This is a genomic window from Streptomyces venetus, assembly GCF_039540295.1.
Lineage (GTDB): Bacteria > Actinomycetota > Actinomycetes > Streptomycetales > Streptomycetaceae > Streptomyces > Streptomyces venetus.
Genome location: NZ_BAABET010000001.1, coordinates 41,710 through 65,439 on the forward strand (window position 1 = coordinate 41,710; position 23,730 = coordinate 65,439).

The 23,730-nt window shown below is 72.6% G+C and carries 24 protein-coding genes and 1 pseudogene; 19 read left to right on the forward strand and 6 right to left on the reverse strand.

What is annotated here, in order from left to right; translation table 11 throughout:
• Positions 1-41: 41 nt before the first annotated feature.
• A complete protein-coding gene (locus ABEA82_RS00170; protein ID WP_345659235.1) occupies positions 42-1,043 on the forward strand; it encodes a helix-turn-helix transcriptional regulator in 1,002 nt (333 codons plus the stop codon).
• Between the two features lie 56 nt (positions 1,044-1,099).
• Positions 1,100-1,618: a DUF4240 domain-containing protein gene (locus ABEA82_RS00175; protein ID WP_345660089.1), complete on the forward strand. Its 519-nt coding sequence runs from the start codon at positions 1,100-1,102 to the stop codon at positions 1,616-1,618.
• Here ABEA82_RS00175 and ABEA82_RS00180 read toward each other — a convergent pair whose 3' ends face one another.
• Together ABEA82_RS00180 and ABEA82_RS00185 are read right to left on the reverse strand one after the other, a co-directional pair.
• On the reverse strand, positions 1,619-1,846 hold the full coding sequence (locus ABEA82_RS00180) for a hypothetical protein (RefSeq protein WP_345659236.1): 228 nt from the start codon (positions 1,844-1,846) through the stop codon (positions 1,619-1,621). It abuts the gene before it with no gap.
• Positions 1,843-2,763 (reverse strand): peptidoglycan recognition protein family protein, encoded by a 921-nt coding sequence (locus tag ABEA82_RS00185; RefSeq protein WP_345659237.1) that lies wholly within the window; start codon positions 2,761-2,763, stop codon positions 1,843-1,845. Before ABEA82_RS00185 ends, ABEA82_RS00180 begins: the two co-directional genes overlap by 4 nt.
• 189 nt (positions 2,764-2,952) lie before the next feature.
• Here ABEA82_RS00185 and ABEA82_RS00190 point away from each other — a divergent pair, with 189 nt between their 5' ends.
• The gene (locus ABEA82_RS00190) at positions 2,953-4,137 is read left to right on the forward strand and encodes a MarP family serine protease (RefSeq protein ID WP_345659238.1); all 1,185 of its coding nucleotides are present in this window, start codon (positions 2,953-2,955) and stop codon (positions 4,135-4,137) included.
• A gap of 59 nt (positions 4,138-4,196) precedes the next feature.
• On the opposite strand, the gene ABEA82_RS00195 is transcribed toward ABEA82_RS00190, so the two are convergent.
• Positions 4,197-4,703, reverse strand: coding sequence for a GNAT family N-acetyltransferase (locus ABEA82_RS00195; RefSeq protein ID WP_345659239.1), 507 nt, complete (start codon positions 4,701-4,703; stop codon positions 4,197-4,199).
• A 70-nt stretch (positions 4,704-4,773) separates the two neighbouring features.
• Between ABEA82_RS00195 and ABEA82_RS00200 the strand changes: the two genes are divergently transcribed.
• The gene (locus ABEA82_RS00200; RefSeq protein WP_345659240.1) at positions 4,774-5,670 is read left to right on the forward strand and encodes a TIGR01777 family oxidoreductase; all 897 of its coding nucleotides are present in this window, start codon (positions 4,774-4,776) and stop codon (positions 5,668-5,670) included.
• 240 nt (positions 5,671-5,910) lie between these two features.
• Positions 5,911-7,317 (forward strand): NAD(P)/FAD-dependent oxidoreductase, encoded by a 1,407-nt coding sequence (locus tag ABEA82_RS00205; protein WP_345659241.1) that lies wholly within the window; start codon positions 5,911-5,913, stop codon positions 7,315-7,317.
• Between the two features lie 468 nt (positions 7,318-7,785).
• Here ABEA82_RS00205 and ABEA82_RS00210 read toward each other — a convergent pair whose 3' ends face one another.
• On the reverse strand, positions 7,786-9,264 hold the full coding sequence (locus ABEA82_RS00210) for an NsdA family TPR-like regulatory protein (protein WP_345659242.1): 1,479 nt from the start codon (positions 9,262-9,264) through the stop codon (positions 7,786-7,788).
• A gap of 248 nt (positions 9,265-9,512) precedes the next feature.
• On the opposite strand from ABEA82_RS00210, the gene lipB reads away from it, so the two are divergent.
• The 4 genes from lipB (at position 9,513) to ABEA82_RS00230 (ending at position 12,683) form a co-directional block, all read left to right on the forward strand.
• A complete protein-coding gene (lipB, locus tag ABEA82_RS00215) occupies positions 9,513-10,364 on the forward strand; it encodes a lipoyl(octanoyl) transferase LipB (RefSeq protein ID WP_345659243.1) in 852 nt (283 codons plus the stop codon).
• Positions 10,365-10,458: 94 nt separating this feature from the next.
• Entirely contained in the window at positions 10,459-11,424 is a 966-nt protein-coding gene (lipA, locus tag ABEA82_RS00220) for a lipoyl synthase (protein ID WP_345659244.1), read from the forward strand.
• A gap of 261 nt (positions 11,425-11,685) precedes the next feature.
• On the forward strand, positions 11,686-11,892 hold the full coding sequence (locus ABEA82_RS00225; RefSeq protein ID WP_345659245.1) for an SCO2195 family GlnR-regulated protein: 207 nt from the start codon (positions 11,686-11,688) through the stop codon (positions 11,890-11,892).
• A gap of 89 nt (positions 11,893-11,981) precedes the next feature.
• Positions 11,982-12,683: a DUF4191 domain-containing protein gene (locus ABEA82_RS00230; protein ID WP_345659246.1), complete on the forward strand. Its 702-nt coding sequence runs from the start codon at positions 11,982-11,984 to the stop codon at positions 12,681-12,683.
• Between the two features lie 97 nt (positions 12,684-12,780).
• On the opposite strand, the gene ABEA82_RS00235 is transcribed toward ABEA82_RS00230, so the two are convergent.
• Positions 12,781-13,248, reverse strand: a complete 468-nt coding sequence (locus ABEA82_RS00235) for an RDD family protein (RefSeq protein ID WP_345659247.1) — start codon at positions 13,246-13,248, stop codon at positions 12,781-12,783.
• Between the two features lie 209 nt (positions 13,249-13,457).
• Between ABEA82_RS00235 and glnA the strand changes: the two genes are divergently transcribed.
• The 8 genes and pseudogenes from glnA (at position 13,458) to ABEA82_RS00275 (ending at position 21,831) form a co-directional block, all read left to right on the forward strand.
• Entirely contained in the window at positions 13,458-14,867 is a 1,410-nt protein-coding gene (gene glnA, locus ABEA82_RS00240) for a type I glutamate--ammonia ligase (protein ID WP_345659248.1), read from the forward strand.
• A 120-nt stretch (positions 14,868-14,987) separates the two neighbouring features.
• Positions 14,988-15,260, forward strand: a complete 273-nt coding sequence (locus tag ABEA82_RS00245; RefSeq protein WP_345659249.1) for an SCO2583/SCO2584 N-terminal domain-containing protein — start codon at positions 14,988-14,990, stop codon at positions 15,258-15,260.
• 78 nt (positions 15,261-15,338) lie between these two features.
• On the forward strand, positions 15,339-16,805 hold the full coding sequence (locus ABEA82_RS00250) for a hypothetical protein (protein ID WP_345659250.1): 1,467 nt from the start codon (positions 15,339-15,341) through the stop codon (positions 16,803-16,805).
• 11 nt (positions 16,806-16,816) lie between these two features.
• Positions 16,817-17,197, forward strand: coding sequence for a cupin domain-containing protein (locus ABEA82_RS00255; RefSeq protein WP_345659251.1), 381 nt, complete (start codon positions 16,817-16,819; stop codon positions 17,195-17,197).
• A gap of 99 nt (positions 17,198-17,296) precedes the next feature.
• The gene (htpX, locus tag ABEA82_RS00260; protein WP_345659252.1) at positions 17,297-18,214 is read left to right on the forward strand and encodes a zinc metalloprotease HtpX; all 918 of its coding nucleotides are present in this window, start codon (positions 17,297-17,299) and stop codon (positions 18,212-18,214) included.
• A gap of 4 nt (positions 18,215-18,218) precedes the next feature.
• On the forward strand, positions 18,219-18,803 hold the full coding sequence (gene pspAB, locus ABEA82_RS00265) for a PspA-associated protein PspAB (protein WP_345659253.1): 585 nt from the start codon (positions 18,219-18,221) through the stop codon (positions 18,801-18,803).
• Between the two features lie 74 nt (positions 18,804-18,877).
• Positions 18,878-20,557, forward strand: a pseudogene (locus ABEA82_RS00270) (alpha/beta fold hydrolase); the annotation flags it as partial.
• An 86-nt stretch (positions 20,558-20,643) separates the two neighbouring features.
• On the forward strand, positions 20,644-21,831 hold the full coding sequence (locus tag ABEA82_RS00275; RefSeq protein ID WP_345659254.1) for a winged helix DNA-binding domain-containing protein: 1,188 nt from the start codon (positions 20,644-20,646) through the stop codon (positions 21,829-21,831).
• Positions 21,832-21,933: 102 nt separating this feature from the next.
• Here the strand turns inward: ABEA82_RS00275 and ABEA82_RS00280 are convergent, their stop codons facing one another.
• On the reverse strand, positions 21,934-22,248 hold the full coding sequence (locus ABEA82_RS00280) for a hypothetical protein (protein WP_345659255.1): 315 nt from the start codon (positions 22,246-22,248) through the stop codon (positions 21,934-21,936).
• Positions 22,249-22,476: 228 nt separating this feature from the next.
• Between ABEA82_RS00280 and ABEA82_RS00285 the strand changes: the two genes are divergently transcribed.
• Together ABEA82_RS00285 and ABEA82_RS00290 are read left to right on the forward strand one after the other, a co-directional pair.
• A complete protein-coding gene (locus tag ABEA82_RS00285) occupies positions 22,477-22,836 on the forward strand; it encodes an arsenate reductase family protein (protein ID WP_345659256.1) in 360 nt (119 codons plus the stop codon).
• Positions 22,837-22,947: 111 nt separating this feature from the next.
• Complete coding sequence (locus tag ABEA82_RS00290) at positions 22,948-23,652, forward strand: RlpA-like double-psi beta-barrel domain-containing protein (protein ID WP_345659257.1); 705 nt, start codon at positions 22,948-22,950, stop codon at positions 23,650-23,652.
• Positions 23,653-23,730 lie beyond the last annotated feature (78 nt).

Below are 23,730 nucleotides of genomic sequence, written 5' to 3' on the forward strand. Positions count from 1 at the left end.
CCGAGGACCCCTTGGGCGGGGGCCTGCTGCATGATGTGGCCATGCGTGCTGCCCGGCTCATCAAGATGGTGCTGCTGCTCCAGTCCCGGCCCGCCATGACGGCCGCCGAACTCGCCCGTGAGCTGGAGGTGTCGGAGCGGACGGTCACGCGGGACGCGCAGGCGCTGTCGGAGGCGGGAGTGCCGGTCTACGCGGACCGGGGCCGGGCCGGCGGGTACCGGCTGGTCGGCGGGTACCGGACGCGGCTGACCGGGCTGCACCGCGGTGAGGCCGAGGCGCTGTTCCTGTCCGGGGTGCCGGGGGCGCTGCGCGAGATGGGCCTGGAGGACGCGGCCTCGGCGGCCCGGCTGAAGGTGTCGGCGGCGCTGCTGCCCTCCCTGCGGGACGCCTCCCGGACGGCGGCCCAGCGGTTCCACCTGGACGCGCCGAACTGGTTCAAGGAGCCGAGGACGCCCGCGCTGCTGCCGGCCGTCGCCGACGCGGTGTGGGACGACCGGCGGATCGGGGCGCGCTACCGGCGCGGGGAGGACGAGGTCGTCCGCGAGCTGGAGCCGTACGGGCTCGTGCTGAAGGCGGGCGTCTGGTACCTGTGCGCGCGGGTGACCGGGGGCGGGTCCTTCCGGGTGTACCGGATCGACCGGTTCACGGCGGTGGACGCGGACGGTGAGCGCTTCGAGCGGGAGCCCGAGTTCGACCTGCCCGCCTTCTGGGAGGAGCGGGCGGAGCAGTTCGCGCGGTCCATCCTGCGGGCCCGGGTCGTGGTGCGGCTGTCCCCCGACGGCGTGCGCGCACTGCCGTACGCCCTGGACTCGCTGTCCGCCCGGGAGGCCCTGGCGGAGGCGGAGGGCCCGGACGGCGACGGATGGGTGACGGTGGACCTGCCGGTGGAGTCCGAGGAGGTCGCCCACACCCAGCTGACGGCGCTGGGCCCGGAGGTGGAGGTGCTGGCGCCGGAGAGCCTGCGCGAACGGTTCGCCGGGGACGCGCTGCGGCTGGCCGGGCTGTACCACCCGGGGCGCCACGGCACCCGGGGCGGCGCATAACGATCCCGCGCACTCCGGGTGCGCCCCTGTGCCCCAGGGCCGATGCTTGACCCGTGATGGACGAGACGGAGTTCTGGGAGCTGGTGGACGACGCCCGGGAGGCCGCCGAGGGCGACCCGGAGGAGCAGGCCGACCTGCTCGTGGCGCGGCTTCTGGAACTGGACCCCGACATGGTCCTGGACTTCGCCCGTCACTTCGAGTCGCGCTACAACCGGGCCTACCGCTGGGACCTGTGGGGTGCCGCGTGGGTGCTGCTCGACGGGGCGAGCGACGACGCCTTCGACTTCTTCCGGTGCTGGCTGATCGGCCAGGGCCGTGAGGTCTTCGAGGGCGCCCTGCACGACCCGGACGCGCTCGCCGAGCTGCTGGGCGACTTCGACGAGGAGATCGACGGCGACGGCGAGGAGCTCGGCTACGTGGCCGACGAGGCCTACGAACAGCTCACCGGTGTGGTCGCCCCCGACCTGGAGATCCCGCCCGCGCCGGCGGAACCGGAGGGCACGCCGCTCGACTTCGAGAACGAGCGGCGGCTCGCCGAGCGCTATCCGCGGCTGTGGGAGCGCTTCAGGGGCTGATCAGGCGGCCTCGCGGCGGCTGGTGTCCGCCGGGATGTACGCGTGCGTCCCGGCGGCCTTCACCGCCTGGTGCAGGGGCGCGGCGTTGGCCTGGTCGAGGGCGGACGCCGTGGCCGCCGCCGGGCCCAGGACGACGGTGGCGACCGCGCAGAGCACCGCCCAGGGGCCACGGGGCGCCCCGGGCCGGGTGCGCACCGCCGTGTTCTTCTCCCCGCGGCTGCTGTTCATGATCCCCACCTCCGGTCGGCTGGCTGTGGGGACGACCGTAGGGCGCCGGGATCTGAGGACACTGCGCGCCGGCTGTGGTCTTGCTGTGGGTCCTCCGTCCGGCCCTGCATCCGGGCGGCCAGCTCCCTGATCTCCGGCAGGCGGGCGTGCAGGGCGGCGCCCGGGCAGCTGGTCATGTAGCCGTCGCTGTGGCCCGCCAGGGCGGGCAGCTCGGCGGCGGTGCCGGCCGCGTACCGGCTCAGGCCGTTGCTGGAGACCAGGCGGACGTCGGCCCTCGGGTCGATGCCGGTCAGACCCAGCTTCCAGGCGGACAGCGCGGCGATGGCGTGAATCATGGCCTTCGGTACGGGCAGGCCCTCGGTGAAGGTGCCGAGGGCCGCGATGCCCGTGGTGCGGTGGTTGAAGCCCTGGGTGTGGGCGCCGGTGACGGCGCGCTCGACGCCGCCGGCGCGGCCCTCGTAGATGGTGCCGCAGCGGTCGACGACGAAGTTGTAGCCGATGTCGTCCCAGTCGCGGGTGCCGGTCTGGCCGGTGTACAGGTCCTGGATGATGCCGGGCGCGTCGGCGCAGTCGTAGCCGTTGGGCGAGTCGGTGTGGTGGACGAAGACGGCGGCGACACGGTCGTCGTAGCGCGGGCGCGGCTGCGCGTGGGCGGCGTCGTGCAGCCAGTGCGATCTCGGCACGATGTGCGGCCGGGGGGCGGCGTAGGGCGTGGCGGTGGGGCGGGGCGTGGCCGGGCGTGCGGTGGTGTCGGCGGCGTTCTCGACGCCGTACGCGCACAGCACCAGGGCGGCGACGGCGGCGAGGCCCGGCAGGCAGCCGAGTGCGACCCGGGCGGCGCGCGGCAGGCCGGCTGAGCCGGGTGTCCGGGCGGCGTGGTGCCGGTGCGCACCTCGCCGTCTTCGGAAGACACGCATAGACCCACTGTCGGCCTGATCCGGTGGGTCCGCGATGTGTGATGTGCCACCCGGTGGAACCATCGTCACGGTCCGCGACGTTTTTCCGAGTGCACGATGCGTGGCCGGTTCTGATCATCCGCGCGCGTGCGACTGATCACCGGGCCCTCCCCCCACGTACTAAGGGGTTCCGAGAGAAAGAAGGCGTGCGTGGACCTGCTCGACATCCTGCTGTTGCTGGTCGTCCTGGCGTATGCGGCGTCCGGGTACCGGCGCGGGCTGGTGGCCGGCTGCGTGTCGCTGGCGGGTTTCGTCGGCGGCGCGGTCGTCGGCGTGTGGGTGCTGCCGTGGGTGATGGACCTGGTGGAACCGGGGACGACGCGCGCGACGCTGACGGCGGTGTTCACGGTGCTGCTCCCGGCGGTGGTGGGGCACGAGCTGGCGGGGCGTCTCGCCCTCCGGTTGCGGCGGGAGCTGGACAGAGGCCCGCTCAGGGTGGCGGACGGGATCGGCGGGGCCGTGGCCAACTCGGTCGCCGTGCTGATCGTGGCGTGGGTGGCCGCGAGTGTCCTGGGCGCCTCCTCGTCGCCGCTGGTCACCTCGGCGATCCGGGACTCCCGGCTGCTGGGCGCCGTGCAGCGGACGATGCCGGACACCACGCCGGCGTGGTTCTCGGGGGCCACGTCCGCGCTGACCGAGGCGGGCTTCCCGCAGGTCTTCAACCCCTTCGAGAACGAGTCGACGGCCGAGGTCGCCGAGCCCTCCGGCGACAGCGTCACGGCCGCCGCCACCAACGCCGCCAAGCTGAGCACGGTGAAGGTCGAGGGCGTCGCCGGCACCCAGGGCCGTGAGGGCAGCGGCTTCGTGTACGCGCGCGAGCACGTGATGACCAACGCCCACGTGGTGGCCGGCATCGACGAGCCGACCGTGCAGATCGGCGGGGTCGGGCGGACGTACGAGGCGAGGGTGGTGCTCTTCGACCCGCAGAAGGACGTGGCCGTGCTGTACGTGCCCGGTCTCGAGGCGCCCGAGCTGCGCTTCGACGACGACGCCGAGCGCGGCGACTCGGCGGTCGTCGCGGGCTACCCGCAGGACGGCGACCTGAATCTTCAGGCGGCCACGGTGGCGAACCGGGTCCGCGCGACGGGCCAGAACATCTACAACGACGACACCGTCACCCGGGAGATCTACTCGATCCGCTCCACGGTCCGCCCCGGCAACTCCGGAGGCCCTCTCCTGACCACGGACGGCCGGGTGTTCGGCGTGGTCTTCGCCCGCTCCACCTCGGACGCGGAGACGGGCTACGTGCTGACGGCGGCCGAGGTCTCCTCCGACGCGAAGCGCGCCGCGAGCGCGACGTCACCGGTGGACACGGGGGACCTCGCCCCGTCCTGACCCCCGAGCATGGGCCCGTGAGACGGCCTGAGACGGCCGTCAGGGGCCGTCAGGGGCCGTCAGGGGGCGTCGGGGGCCGTGAGGGAGCGCCCCATGAACACGTCGTCGACGTACGCGCCGTCGAGCAGGAACTCCTCCGGCAGGACCCCTTCCACCACGAACCCCTCGGACTCGTACAGCCCCCGGGCCGGGGCGTTGTGCCCGAGCACGCGCAGGGTGAGGCGCCGCGCCCCCTGCCGCCGCGCCTCCTCCCCCGCCGCCCGCAGCAGGGCCCGCGCGACGCCGTGGCCGCGCGCCTCCTCCGCGACGGCGAGCCCCCGGATCATCCGTACGTGGGCGTTGCAGGCGAGCGGTGTGGCGGACCCCAGCCGGAGGTAGCCGGCGACGGCCCCGGCGAGCTCGGCGACGAGAACCTCCCGCGGCGGGTGCTGCTCGTCGAAGAAGGGGCCGTACGGCGGCTCGGGGCGGGGCTGGACGGAGTGCAGCGGCGACCAGGTGGCACGGTCGAGGTGCCCCAGCGCCTCCTCGTCGTCGAGTCGTGCCTGGCGTATGCGCGGAGTGGGCATGGCGGCAATCTACGTCGGCGGCCGCGGCTGCCGACGGGGGTTTTCCGGGGGCGACCGGCAAGATTGAGTCATGCGACGCATCGCGGTGACCGGCGCCTCCGGTCTCATCGGCAGCGCCCTGGTGCGGTCCCTGACCGCGGACGGGCACGAAGTGGTGCGCCTCGTGCGCCGAACGCCCCGGGCGGCGGACGAGGTCCGGTGGGACCCCGAGGGCGGGCGCGCGGACGCGGCCGGGCTCGCCGGGTGCCACGCGGTGGTCAACCTGGCGGGGGCCGGGGTCGGCGACCGCCGCTGGACGGACGCCTACAAGCAGCGGATCCGCGACAGCAGGGTGAACGGCACCGCGGCGCTCGCCCGGGCGGTCGCCTCGCTGGACGAGCGGGACCGGCCGCGGGTCTTCGTGAACGGCAGCGCCATCGGCTACTACGGCGAGACCGGGGACCGTGCCGTCGACGAGAGCGCACCGGCGGGCGAGGGCTTCCTGCCGTCCCTGTGCGTGGAGTGGGAGGGCGCCACGGCACCGGCCCAGGAGGCCGGCGTGCGCACGGTGTTCTGCCGGACCGGGCTGGTCGTCTCCCGCCGGGGCGGGGCGTGGGGGCGGCTGTTCCCGCTGTTCCAGGCGGGACTCGGCGGGCGCATGGGCGACGGGCGGCAGTACTGGTCGTTCGTCGCGCTGCACGACGAGGTGGCGGCGATCCGGCATCTCATCGACACCGACGGGCTGTCGGGACCGTTCAACGTCACCGCCCCGAACCCCCTGACGAACCGTGAGATCACGGCGGCCATGGGGCGCGTGCTGCACCGTCCCACCCTCTTCGCCGTGCCCGCGCCGGTGTTGCGGTCCGTGCTCGGCGAGATGTCCGGCGATGTGCTCGGCAGCGCCCGGGTGCTGCCGGCACGACTGCTGGAGTCGGGGTTCCGGTTCGCCTTCCCGGAGATCGAGGGGGCGATCCGGGCGGCCCTGTGAGGGCGTTCGCGCGCACCGCGACCGGTCGTTCTGAGACAGCACTTCGCGCCGCACACCAGCCCCCTGCGACCACTTCATGCCCACCAGGCGTCCATATGCGACCGTTGTGCGACCGTGCCCTGTCCATGCGCGACTCCCCCTGACCGATCACGGTCCTACCCTCGACCAGAACTCGCGTATCCCTGCGGCCTGTTGAGGGCATGACGTCTCCAGCGCCCGCGCAACCTCGAGGAGGGGCACGTGCTTGAGCCCGCGTACCAGGCGGACGTGGTCGTCGTGGGGGCCGGGGTCGCCGGACTCTCGGCCGCGCACCGGCTGACCAGCGCAGGAGTGACCACCATGGTCCTGGAGGCCGCCCACGGCATCGGCGGCCGCATGGCGACGGAGAAGATCGACGGCTTCCGGCTCGACAGGGTCGGCCAGTTGCTGTCCACGGCGTATCCGGAACTACGGCAGACACCCGGCCTCGGCGGGCTCGTGCTGCGCCCCTTCGCGCCCGGTGTCCTGCTGCACGGCGACGGACGCCACCATCGGGCGGGCCTCCAGCCCGGTGCAGGGGGCGCACGGGGCGCATTGCACGCGGTGCGTGCTCTGGCGAGCGCCCCTCGTCCGCCGTCGGCGCCCCGCCCGCCCAGGAGGCCGGCGGCCGTGCCCGGCCGGCAGGTGTCGGTGCCCCGGAGCCGGTCCGGCGCCCCGCTGGGCACGGCCGTCGACCAGGCCCGGCTGGGAGCCGCGCTGACCCGGCTGGCGGGCACCCCGGCCGAACGGCTGCTGGCCCGCCCGGAGCTGCCCGCCGGCGAGGCCCTGGCGGCCCGCGGGCTGCCCGCCCGGACGATCGACGGCTTCCTGCGTCCGCTGCTGGCCGCCCTGCTGTGCGACCCGGACCTGACGACGTCCAGCCGGTGCGCGGACCTGGCGCTGCGCTCCTTCGCGAGCGGGCGGCTGTGTGTGCCCGAGGGCGGCGCGGAGGCCCTGCCGGAGCTGCTGGCGAGCACGCTGCCGCCCGGCTCCGTGCACACCGGCGTGCGCGTCACCTCCGTCTCCACGACCTCGGTGACGACCGCCGAGCACGGCGAGATCCGCTGCCGGGCGGTGCTGGTGGCCACGGATGCCAGAGCCGCGGCCGAGCTGCTGCCCGGATTGCGGGTGCCGGACTTCCACCCGGTGACGGTGGTGCATCACACGACGGACGAGCCTCCGGGGACCGGGGCGTCCCTGCTGCTCGACGCGGACCTCGGTGGGCCGGTCGCCCATACGGCCGTGGTCAGCCGGGTCGACCCGTCCCGCGCCCCGGCGGGGCGGGCGCTGGTGTCCTCGACGGTTCTCGGACGGCCGCCGGGTGGCGTCGACACGGCTGTGCGGATGCATCTGGCACGGCTGTACGGGGTGTCGACGGCCCGGTGGGAGACGTTGGCCGTGCGTCACACGGCGGAGGCGGTGCCGGCGATGCGGCCGCCGCATGATCTGCGGCGGCCGGTGCGGTTGCTCGCGGGCCTGTACGTGTGCGGGGATCACCGGGACACCAGTACGGTCCAGGGCGCTCTGCACTCCGGGCATCGGGCGTCGGCGGCGATCCTGGCCGACCTCGGGGCCGGGCGGCCCATGCATGTCGCCGACCCCGTGCCGACCGTGCCCCGGGCCGCGTAGGCGGTCTTTCGGGTGCGGGTGCGCTGTGGCTTGTCGCGCCCACCCGGCGAAGCCGCACACGGGCACAGCCCCGCGCCCCTGGGTCGGCCCACAGCCGCTGCCAATGGCGCCACCCGGCGAAGCTGCACACGGGCACGGCCCCGCGCCCCCGAGGTCGGCCCGTGCCCGCTGCCGACGGTGCCACGGGCCGCATAGGCGGTCTTTCGGGTGCGGGTGCGCTGTGGCTTGTCGCGCCCACCCGGCGAAGCCGCACACGGGCACAGCCCCGCGCCCCTGGGTCGGCCCACAGCCGCTGCCAATGGCGCCACCCGGCGAAGCCGCACACGGGCACGGCCCCGCGCCCCCGAGGTCGGCCCGTGCCCGCTGCCGACCGTGCCGCGGGCCGCGTAGGCGGTCTTTCGGGGGCGGGTGCGCTGTGGCTTGTCGCGCCCACGCGGCGCAGCCGCACACGGGCACAGCCCCGCGCCCCTAAAGGAGGGCCGACACCTTGTCCCGGTAAGTCCGCACCGGGGCCGCGTCCTTGTACGGCTCCAGCCTTCGCTCGAAGTCCCTCACGTATTCCACCGCCCGCACCGAGCGCATCTCCGCCGCCTGGCCCGCCGCCTCCGCGGCGAGTTGGCAGGCCTGGTCGAGTTCGCCCAGGCCCAGGCGGGCGGTGGCCAGGACCACGCGGCAGAAGAGGCGGCTGCGGGCGTAGGAGGGGGCGCGGAGCTGGAGTGAGCGCTCCGCGTGCTGGGCGGCGGCGCGGAACTGCTGAAGGTCCCGGTGGCAGTGTCCGAACTCGTCGGCGAGCTGGGCCTCGTCGAAGAACTTCGCCCAGTGCGGTACGTCGTCACCGGGCCGGGCCGTCTCCAGGGCGCGCTCGGCCCGGACCAGTGCGGCCGTGCAGGCCCGCACCTCGCCGAGCACCCCGTGCCCGCGCGCCTCGCTGGCGTGCAGCAGCGTCTGGACGACGGGCGGGGCGGAGGTGCCCACGCCTTGCTGCGCCACGCGCGCGAGCTGCACGGCCTCCCGTCCGTGTCCGAGGTAGACGGCCTGCCGGCTCATGGTGACCAGCACGTACGCCCCGTACGCCCGGTCCCCGGCCGCCTGGGCGAGCCGGAGCGCCTGGACGAAGTAGCGCTGGGCGAGTCCGTGCGCAGCGATGTCGTACGACGTCCAGCCCGCGAGCCGGGTCAGGTCGGCGGCGGCGGCGAAGAGGCGGCGGCCGGTCTGCTCGCCGTAGGTGCCGCGCAGCATCGGCTCGCACTCGTGCTCCAGATAGCGCACCAGGGCCTGGCGGGCGTGGCCGCCGCCGTAGGCGTCGTCGAGGGTGCGGAAGAGCTCGCCGACCGAGCGCAGGGCGGCGATGTCGCCGGCGGTCACCTTCTGGCCGGGGCCACGTTCGGCCTGGGCGCGCTGGCGGGGCAGGGACGGCAGACCCTGCTCGGCCGCGGCCGGGGGCCGGAGGGCGGTGCGGCCCTGCGCCGGGATACGGGTGGCGGGCGGCTCGCCCCGGGCCACCTTGTCGTCGGCCCGGCCGATCAGCCAGTCCCGGCTCGGCACGACGAGCCCGGCCGGCGTGAAGGCGATCTTGCGCAGCTCGGCGTGGCTGCCGGAGTCCTTGCGCCACAGCCCGCTGACGATGTCGACGGCCTCCTCGGGGGTGGCGGCGAACTCCAGCCCCGCGTAGACGGGGGCGCAGGCGTCCAGGCCGAGGTCCTGGGCGGTGAGGCGGCGGCCGAGGCGCCGGGTGAAGACCTCCGCGATCAGCGCGGGAGTGGTGCCCCGGGGCTGCTGACCGCGCAGCCACCGTGTGACGGAGGTCTTGTCGTATCTGAGGTCGAGGCCGTGTTCGAGACCGAGCTGGTCCACGCGACGGGCGAGACCCGCGTTGGAGAACCCCGCTTCTGCGATGAGCGCGGCGAGCTGTCGGTTGGGGGTGCGCTGCGCGGGTCGTTCCGTCATCTGCGGTGCGGTCTCCTGCCTTCCGGCCTTCGTGATGTTTCGCGATGTGCGCGGATTGCCTGTGAGCTGGCCTTATGCCTTGCTGAACGGCGCGAATGTAGCGGAGAGTAAGCACCCCATCACACATTTTCCCGCACATTCATCCGATCGTGTGAGGATTGACCCCGGGACTGACGCGTGCGAGCCGGACGTACAGTGGCTTGGGCGCTCCACGTGCCTTACACACCCGTTCGAGGGAGGCGCTTGCCGTGAGTGAGTTGCGGTTCGTCCGCATGGGGTTCGGCGACGAGGCCGTCGAGTACCAGGAGGCGTGGGACGAGCAGCGCCGGGTGCACGCGGCGCGCTTCGCGGACGAGACCCCCGACACCGTGCTCCTGCTGGAGCACCCGCCGGTCTACACGGCGGGACGGCGCACGGCGGACAACGAGCGGCCCCTCGACGGCACGCCGGTCATCGACGTGGACCGCGGCGGCAAGATCACCTGGCACGGCCCCGGCCAGCTGGTGGGCTACCCCATCCAGAAGCTCCCGCGCCCGGTGGACGTCGTGGCCCACGTGCGCCGGCTCGAAGAGGCCCTGATCCGCACGTGCGCGGAGTTCGGCCTGGAGACCACCCGGGTCGAGGGGCGCAGCGGGGTGTGGATCCTCGGCGACCCGGTCGAACAGCGCCCCGCGCCATATGGAGGGGCAGCGCGCAGCGCTTCGGCTGAGGGTGGTGGCGGGCGACGGGCGGGACTGTCGCTGGACCTCGACCCCCGTCTGGACGACGAGGAGTTCGACCCTCGTATGAACGGCCCGGAGTACGCGCCCTCCAACGCGGGCCAGCGCCGGGAGGACCGCAAGATCGCGCAGATCGGCATCCGGGTGGCCAAGGGCGTCACGATGCACGGCTTCTCGTTCAACGTGAACCCCGACATGAAGTGGTTCGACCGGATCATCCCCTGCGGCATCCGTGACGCGGGCGTGGCGTCGCTGGCCTACGAGCTCGGCAGGGACGTGACGATCGAGGAGGTCCTGCCGGTGGTGGAGCGCCATCTGCGGGAGGTCCTGGAGAACGCCGAGCTGAAGCCGCGGGAGATCGAGAGGACACCGGCGGCATAAACGCGCCCGTGGAGGGGCTAGCACCCACACAGGCATTCAAATCGACGGGCGTACCCTTGAGGGCGCCGAAGAATCAAACGCTAGGGAGCCGGTCGTGTCCGCAGTCGCACCCGACGGACGCAAGATGCTGCGCCTGGAGGTCCGCAACAGCCAGACCCCCATCGAGCGCAAGCCCGAGTGGATCAAGACCCGGGCGAAAATGGGTCCCGAGTACACGAAGATGCAGAACCTCGTGAAGAGCGAGGGCCTGCACACGGTCTGCCAGGAAGCCGGCTGCCCGAACATCTACGAGTGCTGGGAAGACCGCGAGGCGACCTTCCTCATCGGCGGCGACCAGTGCACCCGGCGCTGCGACTTCTGCCAGATCGACACCGGCAAGCCCGAGGCGCTCGACCGTGACGAGCCCCGCCGGGTCGGCGAGTCCGTGGTCACCATGGACCTGAACTACGCCACCATCACCGGCGTCGCCCGCGACGACCTGGAGGACGGCGGCGCCTGGCTGTACGCCGAGACCGTGCGCCAGATCCACCAGCAGACCGCGGACCGCGAGGCGGGCCGGACGAAGGTCGAGCTGCTGGCCCCCGACTTCAACGCCGTCCCGGAGCAGCTGGCGGAGGTCTTCTCCTCCCGCCCCGAGGTCTTCGCGCACAATGTCGAGACGGTCCCGCGGATCTTCAAGCGGATCCGCCCCGGCTTCCGCTACGAGCGCTCCCTGAAGGTCATCACCGAGGCCCGCGACTACGGCCTCGTCACCAAGTCGAACCTGATCCTCGGCATGGGCGAGACCCGCGAGGAGGTCAGCGACGCGCTCAAGCAGCTGCACGACGCGGGCTGTGAGCTGGTCACCATCACGCAGTACCTGCGGCCCTCCGTGCGCCACCACCCCGTGGAGCGCTGGGTGAAGCCGCACGAGTTCGTGGAGTTGCAGCAGGAGGCCGAGCAGATCGGTTTCTCCGGCGTGATGTCCGGCCCGCTGGTGCGCTCCTCGTACCGCGCCGGGCGGCTCTACAAGATGGCCATGGAGCAGCGGGACGCGCGCGTCGCGGCCCAGGCCGTCTGACGAACCGTCACCCCCTTGCCCCACACCGGGCGGGACAAGCGTGTGAATTCGCGCACTAGAGGCTACTCGTCGGTAGCGACCGATATGACGCGGTCCTGACCGTCCTCGCAGATGAGGGCACATGTCAGGACCGCGTCCGCGTTCCACCGCTCCCCGCCAGGGCTTCATGGGTGTTTGACCGGTCGGTCACGCCCTGGTAACACCAATCAGTGACGCTGGACTCACAGCACGTACACCCGCTTCCGAGGGGGGACCTCACCCATGCAGGCCGCGCCCGTTCGCGCCACCGCGATCCCGTCGTTCACCACCGCCCTGCGTGCGGTCGAGTCGCTGCTGATGAGCAGCGGTCAGCGCACCGCCCGCCGCAACGCGTGGACCTCCGTGCTGGAGGACCGCCGCCGCGCCAAGGACCGGGTCGAGGCGCAGCGCGTCCTCGAGCAGTCCGTGTCCGTTTCCGTTCGTCACTGACTCCGGACCGACCTCCGGCGCCCCTTCCGCGCCGGCCCCCGCGGACACTGCCGTCGTCGGCGTTTGTGGGGCCACGTAGACTTCGTGCCATGGCGAGGAAGGAACCTGCAGCGGACGCTGCGAATCCCGGGCGACTGAAGCAGATCGCCCTGACCTACAAGATGACCCGCAAGGTCGACAAGAAGATCGGTCTTGTACTCGCGGCTATCGGCATCGTCACCTTCGGTGTCTTCCTCGCGATCGGTTTCTTGATCGGTCACCCCATCTATCTCGGCATCCTGGGCCTCCTGCTCGCCTTCCTCGCGACGGCGATCGTGTTCGGGCGCCGGGCCGAGCGGGCCGCCTTCGGGCAGATGGAGGGCCAGCCCGGCGCCGCCGCGGCGGTGCTCGACAACATCGGCCGGGGCTGGACGACGACCCCCGCGGTGGCGATGAACCGCAACCAGGACGTGGTGCACCGCGCGGTCGGCAAGGCCGGCATCGTGCTGGTCGCCGAGGGCAACCCGAACCGGGTGAAGTCCCTGCTCGCCGCCGAGAAGAAGAAGATGAACCGCATCGTCGCGGACGTCCCGGTGCACGACCTGCTGGTGGGCACGGGCGAGGGCCAGGTCGAGCTGAAGAAGCTGCGCACGACCATGCTGAAGCTGCCGCGCGTACTGACCGGCCCGCAGGTCACCTCCACCAACGACCGGCTGCGCGCCCTCGGCGACCTGATGAGCAACATGCCACTGCCGAAGGGGCCCATGCCGAAGGGCATGCGGATGCCGAGGGGCGGGCCGAACGGTCGCTGACCGCCCGCACACGGCATGAGTGACCCGCACGACATGAGTGAAGGGGCGCCCGGAGTGATCCGGGCGCCCCTTCACTCGTGCCAGGGTGCGCTTCGTGTCAGATGCGGACCTCGACGGTACCGGCCAGCCGGTCGTGCAGGCCGCGACCGTCGCGGTCCCAGATCAGGGCGGGGATCGCCAGGAAGAGCAGGATGGTGCGCAACACCGCGCGCCACGGGCTGACACGGCCCGTGTCCAGGGCGACCACCCGCAGGCCGAGGAGCCGCTTGCCCGGCGTGAAGCCGACCGTACCGACCGTGAGCACCATCAGCGCGAACATGATGAGCGGCGCCCAGATCTGGGCCGCCTCGTTGTAGCTCTGCGTGATGAGGCCGTATGCGATCAGGAGGCTCAGCCCCCAGTCCACGGCGAGGGCGCCGAGCCGCCGGCCGGGGCGGGCGATCGAGCCGGACCCCTCCTCGGGCAGACCGAGCTGCTCGCCCCGGTATCCGAAGTCGACACCGGCCTCTTCCGCGGCCGCGCGGGGCCCGGAAAGCCACGATCCGAGTGCTTGCCTGTTGTCCACCCGTCCACGGTACTGCGCCCGTAAATGACCAGGGCACGTCGGGGTGTGTCCGGGCTACGGTGGGTGGGAGCCGGTTAACTTGTGCGAAACAAATGAGTCACGCCAGAGAAATCACCCGTCCCTAGGGTCTAGGTCAGCGTGTGCCACCCGCACTGGCCGCACGATCGAACTACCACCCCGGCGGGACGGTCGGGAGTAGGAGGAGCTGGATGTTCCAGAACGCCGACGAGGCCAAGAAGTTCATCGCGGACGAGGACGTCAAGTTCATCGACGTCCGCTTCTGCGACCTCCCGGGCGTGATGCAGCACTTCACAGTGCCTGCGGAGGCGTTCGACGCTGACGAGGAGCTCGCCTTCGACGGCTCCTCGATCCGCGGCTTCCAGGCCATTCACGAGTCCGACATGGCGCTGCGCGCGGACCTGTCGACCGCCCGGGTCGACCCGTTCCGCCGTGACAAGACGCTGAACATCAACTTCTTCATCCACGACCCGATCACCGGCGAGCAGTACTCCCGTGACCCGCGGAACGTGGCGAAGAAGGCCGAGGCCTACCTCGCGTCGACCGGTATCGCGGACACCGCGTACTTCGGTCCCGAGGCCGAGTTCTACGTGTTCGACTCCGTCCGTTTCGCGACCGCCGCGAACGAGTCCTTCTACCACATCGACTCCGAGGCCGGCGCCTGGAACACCGGTGCCCTCGAGGACAACCGTGGTTACAAGGTCCGCTACAAGGGCGGCTACTTCCCGGTCCCGCCGGTCGACCACTTCGCCGACCTGCGCGCCCAGATCTCCCTGGAGCTGGACCGGGCCGGCCTGAAGGTCGAGCGCCAGCACCACGAGGTGGGCACCGCCGGCCAGGCCGAGATCAACTACAAGTTCAACACGCTGCTCGCCGCGGCCGACGACCTCCAGCTCTTCAAGTACATCGTGAAGAACGTGGCGTGGCAGAACGGCAAGACCGCGACCTTCATGCCGAAGCCGATCTTCGGTGACAACGGCTCGGGCATGCACGTCCACCAGTCGCTGTGGACCGGCGGCCAGCCGCTCTTCTACGACGAGGCCGGTTACGCGGGCCTGTCGGACACCGCCCGCTACTACATCGGCGGCATCCTCAAGCACGCCCCGTCGCTGCTGGCCTTCACCAACCCGACGGTGAACTCGTACCACCGCCTGGTGCCGGGCTTCGAGGCGCCGGTCAACCTGGTCTACTCGCAGCGCAACCGCTCCGCGGCCATGCGTATCCCGATCACGGGCTCCAACCCGAAGGCCAAGCGCGTCGAGTTCCGCGCGCCCGACTCCTCCGGCAACCCGTACCTGGCCTTCTCGGCGCTGCTGCTCGCGGGCCTGGACGGCATCAAGAACAAGATCGAGCCGGCCGAGCCGATCGACAAGGACCTCTACGAGCTGGCTCCCGAGGAGCACGCGGGCGTCCCGCAGGTCCCGACCTCGCTCCCGGCCGTCCTCGACTCCCTCGAGGCCGACCACGAGTTCCTCCTCCAGGGCGACGTCTTCACGCCGGACCTGATCGAGACGTGGATCGACTACAAGCGCACGAACGAGATCGCCCCGCTCCAGCTGCGTCCGCACCCGCACGAGTTCGAGCTGTACTTCGACGTGTGATCGACGTGTGATCGGCGCCTGACCCAGGCAGATCGACCGCGCCCCCGCCGGCTTACGCCCGGCGGGGGCGCGGTCGTATGTTCTATTCTGCTGAGAGGACCACACGGGGGTGGAGCGGGTATGCCCGAGCATGAACAGGACGGCCAGGAGCGCGAGTTCGACCTCAGATGGGCGGACCGGGCCGAACACAAGGAGCCCTCGGCACGGGCCCGTATGCTCGCCGCCCGCTGGAAGCACAACCCACCGGACCCCGTCCCCTTCCGCCCCGACCCCGACCACAGGTCCTCCGGCCGCCGCTCCTGGTCGCCGTGGATCTCCACGGCCATCGTCCTCGGCAGCATCGCGGCGGTGATCCTGCTGCTCGGGTACCTCGACTTCCGGGCGCCGTACTGAGGCCGGAATAATCGCGCGACCGGCCGCTTGCGTTTCCCCCTACTATTCCGGGAAACAGCAGCTCAAGCGGGGGCGGGGATGAACGAGGACACACTGAGCGGAGAAGCGGCTGCGGCGCGGCTGGCTGCCGGAGAGCCGCTCGACCAGGTTCTCGACGTGGCGGATCCCGGCGCCTGGACCTCCTTGGACCTCGGTGTGCGGGCCTGGGCGTGGTACCGCCCCGGGGAACTGCCGGACCGAGCCTGGGTCGAGGGCCGAGGCCAGGTGCCGAGGTCGGCGGGGGCATGGGGCCGCGGTCTCTTCGGGCTCGTCCGGCAACGGTCCGGCTCCGGTCGCGTCGAGCCCGCTCACGCCGAGACGGCGATCGAGTCGCGGCTCGCGCTCGCCCTGTGCCACCCGGACGGCCGGACCCGCGAAGCGGCCCTCGCCCGGGCCGCCGGGTATCCCGCCCTCCTGCCCTTGGTCGTCGTTCGCTCTGCCGACTGGGCCGCCCCGGTGCGCGCCAGAGCACGGGAACTGCTGCCGGCTCGCCTCGATGTGGACACCGCCGTCTCCCTGGCGTCCCTGATCCTGCGCATCGGCCGCCGCGACCGGGGCGCGTACGGCGTCGAGCTGCTCGGCGAGGTGCTCCGCCAGGCATCGCCGCGCGGTCGTCTCGCTTCTCTGTTCGTCCACCCCGACCGCGCTGTGCGGCGGTTCGCGTACAGGCTCGCCTGCGAGGAGGGGCTCCTGTCCCCCGGACGACTGGCCCGCACCGCCGCCTGGGACGACGACGTCGTCGTCCAGACCCTGTGTGCCGAGGCCGCCCTGGCCGTCGTGCGGGAGGACGGCGACCACGACGACGTGCTCGAACCGCTGCTCGCCGCCCGCAACCCGCGGGCCCGTTCCGCCGGTGTCACCGCCCTGCGGCGGGCGGGCCGGGCCGGGCGGGCACGTGAATTCCTGGTCGACCGGTCGGCCCTGGTACGGGCCTGTGCGCGGTATGTCGTACGGCAGTCCGGCACGGAGCCGCTCCCCCTCTACCGGAACCTGTGCGCGGACGCGAGCGACCCGGCCCTGCCTCCCGGCGCGGCCATCGGACTGGCGGAGTGCGGGGAGCGCGCGGACGCCGATCTGCTGTACCCGCTGCTCACGCACCCTGCGCCGCAGGTCCGGGCCCGGGCGGTGGCCGGGTTGCGGACGCTGGAGGTGACCGACGTGGAGCGGCTGCGACCGCTGCTCGACGACCCCGCGCCCGCTGTCGTACGGGAGGCCACCGCGGCTCTGCTGCCCTCCGCGGCGCTGTTGCCCGACGCGTACCTGACGCGGCGCCTCGCTCCGGAGTCACCCCGGCACGTGCGCGCCGCCGCGTTCCGGCTGCTGGACGCGCGGGGTGGGATCGTGCGGCTGCGGGCCGCGGTCGGGCTGCTGGACGACCCCGACGGGAAACTGCGTACCCGGGCCGCGCGGTCGGCGGCGGCCTGGTATCCGGCGGCGGTCAGTGCCGACGCGGAGGGCGGTGAGCTGTTGGAGAGGGCGCGGCGACTGCTCCAGAGCGGCTGCTAGCGTCCGGCCTCGTGGGCGACAGTATGTACGTGGGCAACGCCGGTGAGGACGCCGCGTTGGACCGGGGGTGGATCCTCGGGCACTTCAAGGGCGTCGGGGATCCGCGGCGCAGTGAGGATGTCGAGGTCAAGTGGGGGGTCCATCCCCGCGGTGACGCGCGGGCGCGGTGGGTGCGGGGTGAGGAGCGTACGGCGCTGCTGGTGCTGATCAGCGGGCGTTTCCGGGTGGAGCTGCCCGGGCGCAGTGTGCTGCTGGAGCGGCAGGGGGACTACGTCGTGTGGGGGCGTGGAGTCGATCACTCCTGGTTCGCCGAGGAGGAGTCGGTGGTGCTGACCGTTCGGTGGCCGTCCGTGCCCGGATACGCGGTGGACTCGGAGCCGGACACCCCCTAGCACTCCTTTGCTCGTCCTGGGGGCGAGCGCGACCCGTTCATGGGCGGGGGCGGGTGCACACTGGCAGTGGGACGAGTGCCTGACTGCGGGGTGATGCAGATGCAGAGCCGCTTCCGGAGCGACCGGCGGTTGACCACCCGGATGGGGGTCACGCTGTTCCTGCTCGGGTTGTTGTACGTGGGGTTCGTCGCCGCGCTGATCGTGGTGCTGAAGTCGTGGGTGCTGGTCGTGGTGGTCGCGGCGGGGCTGCTGGGTGCGCAGTACTGGTTCTCGGACCGGGTCGCGCTGTTCGCGATGCGCGGGCGGGTCGTGGAGCGGGACGAGTATCCCGAGTTGCACAGCGTGATCGACCGGCTGTGTGCCATGGCCGACATGCCGAAGCCCGTGGTCGCCGTGTCCGCTATGGACATGCCGAACGCGTTCGCCACCGGGCGGAACCCGGACCACGCCGTGGTCTGTGTGACGACCGGGCTGCTCAGGCGGCTTGATCCCGCCGAGCTGGAGGGCGTGCTCGCGCACGAGCTGTCGCACGTGGCGCACAAGGACGTCGCCGTGATCACCGTCGCCTCGTTCCTGGGTGTGATCGCGGGGCTGATCGTGCGGTTCGCCTTCTACTCACAGCTGTTCAGCGAGGGCCGCAGGGACCAGAACACCGCGGCGATCTTCGCCGTGGTGATGGGTGTGTCGGCGGCCGTGTACGCGATCAGTTTCCTGCTGATCCGGGCCCTGTCCCGGTACCGGGAGCTGGCGGCGGACCGGGCGGCGGCGCTGCTCACCGGTCGGCCCTCGGCGCTGGCCTCCGCGCTGACCAAGGTGTCCGGGGACATCGCCCGCATCCCGACGAAGGACCTGCGGACCGCCCAGGCCTTCAACGCCTTCTACTTCACTCCGGCGCTGGGCAGCGAGCCCGGTGTCGCGCGGCTCTTCTCGACCCACCCGAGCCTGGAGCAGCGGCTCGACCAGCTGGGCCGGATCTCCGCCGAGCTGGGCGAGGCGGCGGCACCCGGAGGGGTGTGAGCGAATGGGGCTGCTGGACATCCTGCTCGGCAGGACGAAGCCGGTCGCGCCGGATCTCGACCGGCTCTTCGCCCTGCCGTCGGCGGCCGTGACGCTGGAGGCCGCGGCGGGCTTCACCCCGACCGGGCAGGGCGCGGTCTGTTTCGCCACGGTCGAGGGCGCGGCCTTCGAGCAGAGCCACCGCGAGGTGCAGGCGCTGCTGGACGCGGACACCGACCGCGAGGGCCCTCCGGTGGAGCTCCGGCAGGACGGCTACGGCTACTCCTGGCTGCTCTCGCACCGCACGCCCGACCAGCTGGCGGCCCTGGTGAACGACCTGCACGCCGTCAACAGCCAGATGGAGGTCAACGGGTTCGGCCCGCAACTGCTGTGCTCCCTGGCCGGGTTCCGGGACCGGTCGGGCCGGCGGCTCGCGCTGGTGTACCTCTACAAGCGCGGCACGTTCTACCCCTTCGCGCCCCTGCCGGGCGAGGCGGAGCGGCGCGACAACGCGCTGGAACTTCAGGTGCGGGCCGCGCTCGCCGACGATCTGCGCATCGAGCAGGACCTGAGCCGCTGGTTCCCGGTCTGGGGAGCTCCGGGACTGTGATCACACCTCAGGGGGCCGCCCCGCGTGGCCTCAGGGGGCCGCCCCGCGTGGCCTCAGGGGGCCGCCCCGCGTGAATGAATGGCCCCATGAGTGAGCTGATCCCTTTCACGCACGACGTCGACGGTGAACGACTCAGCGGGCTCTACGGCGGCACTCGCGCCGGTGAGGCGGCCAGGGCGACCGCCGTCCTGCTGCACGGCGCGGGCAAGGGCAGCAAGGAGCGCCTGATGCCGCTGCTGTCGGAGTTCGCCGCCCACGGCTGCCGCACCCTCGCCTTCGACTTCTCCGGGCACGGGGAGAGCACCGGCCTGCTGAGCGAGCTGAGTCTGCGCCGCCGCTTCGACCAGGCCGTCTCCGTCATCGACGCGCACGCGCGCGTGGACGAGCCGTTGGTCCTGGTCGGGTTCAGCATGAGCGGCCAGACGGTGGCCGACCTCGTCCGGCACTACGGGGAGCGGGTGGAGGCGCTGGGCCTGTGCGCGCCGGCGGTGTACGCGGCACAGGCCTGGGACGTGCCGTTCGGGGCGGGCGACGGGCGGTTCAGCGAGGTCATCCGGCGGCCCGGCAGCTGGCGGGAGTCGCCCGCGCTCGACGTCCTGCGGACGTACGAGAGGCGGGCGGTGCTCGTGGTGCCGGGCACGGACGAGGTCATCCCGCCCGCCGTGACGGAGGCCGTCTCGGAGGCACTGTCCCGGCGCGCGCAGTTCACCCACTGGGAACTGCCCGAGGCGGAGCACCGGCTGGGGCTGTGGTTCCGCGACCGTCCCGACGACGCCCGGGAGTTCGCCGGCGCGGTGCTGACCGGGCTCGGCGAGCGGGGCTGGACGGCGACCCGCGCCTGGGTGGCCAAGCAGCTCCCGGAGGGGCGTACCGTCGGCGGGTCGGCGTTCCTGACGGGTGGCTGGAGCGCCCAGATGCGGCGGCTCACCCTGGACGACGGCACGGCACTCGCCCTGCGGACCTTCGTGAAGCCCTTCTTCCGGCGGCACGCGCCCGGGCTGCTGGCGCGCGAGGCGGAGATGTTGGCCCTGCTGGCCGGGGAGGACGGTGTGCCGGCTCCCGGGCTGGTCGGGGTGGACGCGACCGCCGACCACTGTGACCACCCGTCCCTGCTGATGTCCGTGCTGCCGGGGCGGGTCCGGGTCGACGAGGAGGACCTGGATCGCCGGGTGGACCTGCTGGCGGCCCAGCTGGCCCGGATCCACCGGGTGGTTCCCGGGGTGCGGCCCCGGGACTACCAGGCGTGGACCTCTCCCGAGCGGGTGCGCGCCCCGGAGGGTGCGATGTGGGAGCGGGCGGTGGACGTGATCCGCCGGGATCCGCCGCCGTACGAGGGCTGCTTCCTGCACCGGGACTTCCACCCCGGGAACGTGCTGTTCACGGGCGCGGGCGACGGTCTGCGGATCAGTGGTGTCGTCGACTGGGTGGAGACCTCGTGGGGGCCCGCCGACCTGGACGTCGCCCTCCCCCACTGCCTTAAGGGCGTGGGAGGTGCCCCCAGCTCGACAGGGCTCGCGCTGCTGCACGGGCCCGAGCACGGCCTCGGTTTCCGGGAGCGCTACCAGGCGCACGGCGGGCGCCCGCTCTCCGACGGGCGGGACCATCTGTACTGGCGGCTGCTCGACACGCTGGCCTACGTCCCCGACGCGGCGAAACTGGCGGGCCCGTGGCGGGAGCTGGGCCGGACCGACCTGACGCCTCAGGTGCTGGCCGGGCGGCTGGAGGCGTACGTGGCGGGGCTGCTGGAGCGGTACGCTGACGCGGGCCGCCGAGGGTCGGTTGTCAGTGGTGTTCGCGATGATGCGGTGGGGTCGGACGGACGCGACGAGTGGAGGCCGGTATGGGCGGGGCGCGGCGGTTCATCGGGGTGGCGGAGCGGCGGGCGCGGCTCGCGCTGCGGCAGCGGCTGGCCGGACCGGCGCGGGCGCGGACGCCCGAGGAGGTCGCCGGTTCGCTCGTCGCCCTGCACGGCACGGACCCGGCGACGGTGTATCTGGCGGTGGGCGCGCGGCTGGCCGACCCCGCGCGGACGGTGGCGGAGACCGGGCGCGCGCTGTACGAGGACCGTTCCCTGGTGCGGATGCACGGCATGCGGCACACCGTGTTCGTGTTCCCCACGGCCCTGACCGCCGTGGTGCACGCCTCGACGGGTCTGGCGGTCGCCGCCCGGGAGCGGGCCGCGCTGCTCAAGGACATGGCGACGGCCGGGGCGCCGGACGCGGCCTGGCTGAAGGAGGTCGAGGAGTCGGCCCTGGCGGCGCTCGCCCGGCGCGGACAGGCGACCGCCGCCGAGCTGGCCCGGGACGAGCCGCGTCTGCGGGAGCAGTTCGTGTACGCGGCCGGGAAGCGCTACGAGGGGGTGCACACGGTCTCGACGCGGCTGCTGAGGGTGCTGGGGGTCGAGGGGAAGGTCGTACGCGGCCGGCCCCTCGGCTCCTGGACGTCCAGCCAGTTCCGCTGGGCCGTGGCGCCCGAGCATCCCGAGCTGGACGCCGCTCAGGCGCAGGCGGAACTGCTGAGGCGGTGGCTCGCCGCGTGCGGTCCGGCCACCGAGGACGACCTGAAGTGGTGGACGGGGTGGCGGGTGACGGAGGTCCGCGGGGCGCTGGCCGCGATCGGGGCGGAGCCGGTGTCGCTGGACGAGGGGACGGGATACGTGGCCGAGGGCGACGACGGCCCGCCGGGCGACATCGACGAGCCCTGGGCGGCCCTCCTCCCCGGTCTCGACCCGACGGCGATGGGGTGGCAGCAGCGCGACTGGTATCTCGCGCCCGAGCTGCGGCCCCGGCTGTTCGACCGCAGCGGGAACGTCGGGCCGACGGTGTGGTGGAACGGACGCGTGGTCGGCGGCTGGGCCCAGCGGCCCGGCGGGGAGATCGTCTGGCGCGTCCTCGACGAGAAGGGCGTGGGCCGGGATGCGCACGCGGCGATCGAGAGGGAGGCGGAGCGGCTGACCGGCTGGCTCGGCACGGCCAAGGTCACCCCGCGCTTCCGCACCCCACTGGAGAAGGAGCTGGCGGCGGGCTGACACCGCCCCGGCACCACGGCGACGTGGCGCGAGCGCCGGACGGGACAGCGGCGCCGGGCGCCCCGTCGGACAGGGCACCCGGCGCTCCGGAGCGGGTCGGGGTCAGCGCGCGTATCGCATCAGCGCCCGCACCATGTGGCAGGTGGTGTCGGACGGGGGGTGGACGCCGATCAGCTCCGCCGTGTCACGGATCGTCTCGTTGCGGGCCTGGTTCGGCATGTGGACACCGGAGTCGAGCAGGGCGATGGCGAGTCGCATCGCCTTGAGTCGACGGTTGTGCGTGACGTACCACTCGCGCGGCCGGCCCGGCGGCAACGGCCGCTTCGCCACGGGCGCGTACGGCAGGTCGAGCAGGACAGGGCGCTTCGCGGTGGACTGGGTGGGCAACGGCTTCGGCTTCAGAGCGGCAGCGGGCACAGGCATCCTCCTGTCGCGGTCGGGTGGCCCACGGAGACTTCGGCGTCCCCGGCGCCACCCTCGAACACTGCTTACAGTTTACCGCCGGGCACTGACATCAGGGAGTCCGCAGAGCCCGGCAAATGCCCAGGTGGGGAAGGAAATTGGCGCCGCGTCACAGCAGGTCCGGGAGGGGCGGATGGGTCGGCGGAAAATCGAACAGAGTCGAGGCGGCGTACTGTGAGCCGCATGGAAATCTGGATCAACCCGGCCTGTTCGAAGTGCCGCAGTGCCGTGCAGTTGCTCGACGCCGAGGGCGCCGACTACACCGTCCGCCGTTACCTGGAGGACGTACCGAGCGAGGACGAGATCCGGCAGGTGCTGGACCGCCTCGGCCTCGAGCCCTGGGACATCACGCGCACCCAGGAGGCCGAAGCCAAGGAGCTCGGTGTCAAGGACTGGGCCAGGGACGCGAGTGCGCGGGACCAGTGGGTCAAGGCCCTGGCCGGGCACCCCAAGCTGATCCAGCGGCCGATCATCACCGCGGACGACGGCACGGCGGTGGTCGGGCGCACCGACGAGGCCGTACGGGACGCCCTTTCCCGCTGACGACCCCACCGTGACGCAGGTCACTTCAGCGACTCACGGAACCGCTGAGTAACTTCGTTCGGTATCTCGTACATAGCGACGTACGCTCCCCTACCTCTTCAGGAGGCGCGCATGTCGCGCAGGAGAACTCTCGGGCCCAAGAAGAAGATCGCGCTGCTGGTGAGCGCGATGACCGTGGCGGGCGGCGGGGCCTTCGTCATGGCGAGCACGTCGAACGCCACGCCGCCGGCCACCAAGTCGGCCGCGGAGTCGACGGCCTGTCTGGGACTCGCCACCGCTCTCGGCAACAACGAGAAGTTCATCGCGGACCAGAAGGCCAACCCCGACGCCCAGTCGGAAGCCCGGATCGCCAACCGCGAGGCGGTCATCGAGGAGATCAAGCGGAAGCAGGAGGCGTCGGGGTGCGCGGTTGGGGAGTCGGCTCAGGACTCCCAGACCGCGCAGCCCTCGCAGCCCGCGCAGGACGGTGAGCAGGCCGGCGGCGCGGAGGAGGCCGGGGGTGCCCAGGCCTCGCAGCCCGCGGAGTCCGCACCGGCGGAAAACGCCGGTGGTGGCGCTGCGGCCTCCGGCCAGCAGGTGTGCAACGGCTCCACCGTCACGCTCTCCGGCGAGGGCGGTGCCCCTGCCGCGTCCAGCAACCAGTTCCCGGCCGGCACGAAGCTGAAGGTCACCAACCTGGACAACAACAAGTCCACGACGGTGGAGGTCACTTCGGTCTCCGGCAGCTGTGTGCTGCTCAACAACGCGGCCTTCGAACAGGTCCGTGAGGCCGGCAAGTTCCTCATCCGCCGGGCCGTGATCGAGAAGGTGGGGTGAGGCCGTACGGACGACTGAGTCACTGAGGCGGCGGCCCATCCCCTCGGCCGCCCCTCGTACGTGTCACCGGTCCTGCTG

What these genes read in the sequence shown, in the direction of transcription:
- ABEA82_RS00170 (WP_345659235.1), top strand. Translation starts at nt 42, where the DNA reads ATGCGTGCTGCCCGGCTCATCAAGATGGTGCTGCTGCTCCAGTCCCGG.
- ABEA82_RS00175 (WP_345660089.1), top strand. Translation starts at nt 1,100, where the DNA reads ATGGACGAGACGGAGTTCTGGGAGCTGGTGGACGACGCCCGGGAGGCC.
- ABEA82_RS00180 (WP_345659236.1), bottom strand. Translation starts at nt 1,846, where the DNA reads ATGAACAGCAGCCGCGGGGAGAAGAACACGGCGGTGCGCACCCGGCCC.
- ABEA82_RS00185 (WP_345659237.1), bottom strand. Translation starts at nt 2,763, where the DNA reads ATGCGTGTCTTCCGAAGACGGCGAGGTGCGCACCGGCACCACGCCGCC.
- ABEA82_RS00195 (WP_345659239.1), bottom strand. Translation starts at nt 4,703, where the DNA reads ATGCCCACTCCGCGCATACGCCAGGCACGACTCGACGACGAGGAGGCG.
- ABEA82_RS00200 (WP_345659240.1), top strand. Translation starts at nt 4,774, where the DNA reads ATGCGACGCATCGCGGTGACCGGCGCCTCCGGTCTCATCGGCAGCGCC.
- ABEA82_RS00210 (WP_345659242.1), bottom strand. Translation starts at nt 9,264, where the DNA reads ATGACGGAACGACCCGCGCAGCGCACCCCCAACCGACAGCTCGCCGCG.
- ABEA82_RS00225 (WP_345659245.1), top strand. Translation starts at nt 11,686, where the DNA reads ATGCAGGCCGCGCCCGTTCGCGCCACCGCGATCCCGTCGTTCACCACC.
- ABEA82_RS00230 (WP_345659246.1), top strand. Translation starts at nt 11,982, where the DNA reads ATGGCGAGGAAGGAACCTGCAGCGGACGCTGCGAATCCCGGGCGACTG.
- glnA (WP_345659248.1), top strand. Translation starts at nt 13,458, where the DNA reads ATGTTCCAGAACGCCGACGAGGCCAAGAAGTTCATCGCGGACGAGGAC.
- ABEA82_RS00245 (WP_345659249.1), top strand. Translation starts at nt 14,988, where the DNA reads ATGCCCGAGCATGAACAGGACGGCCAGGAGCGCGAGTTCGACCTCAGA.
- ABEA82_RS00250 (WP_345659250.1), top strand. Translation starts at nt 15,339, where the DNA reads ATGAACGAGGACACACTGAGCGGAGAAGCGGCTGCGGCGCGGCTGGCT.
- htpX (WP_345659252.1), top strand. Translation starts at nt 17,297, where the DNA reads ATGCAGAGCCGCTTCCGGAGCGACCGGCGGTTGACCACCCGGATGGGG.
- pspAB (WP_345659253.1), top strand. Translation starts at nt 18,219, where the DNA reads ATGGGGCTGCTGGACATCCTGCTCGGCAGGACGAAGCCGGTCGCGCCG.
- ABEA82_RS00275 (WP_345659254.1), top strand. Translation starts at nt 20,644, where the DNA reads ATGGGCGGGGCGCGGCGGTTCATCGGGGTGGCGGAGCGGCGGGCGCGG.
- ABEA82_RS00285 (WP_345659256.1), top strand. Translation starts at nt 22,477, where the DNA reads ATGGAAATCTGGATCAACCCGGCCTGTTCGAAGTGCCGCAGTGCCGTG.
- ABEA82_RS00290 (WP_345659257.1), top strand. Translation starts at nt 22,948, where the DNA reads ATGTCGCGCAGGAGAACTCTCGGGCCCAAGAAGAAGATCGCGCTGCTG.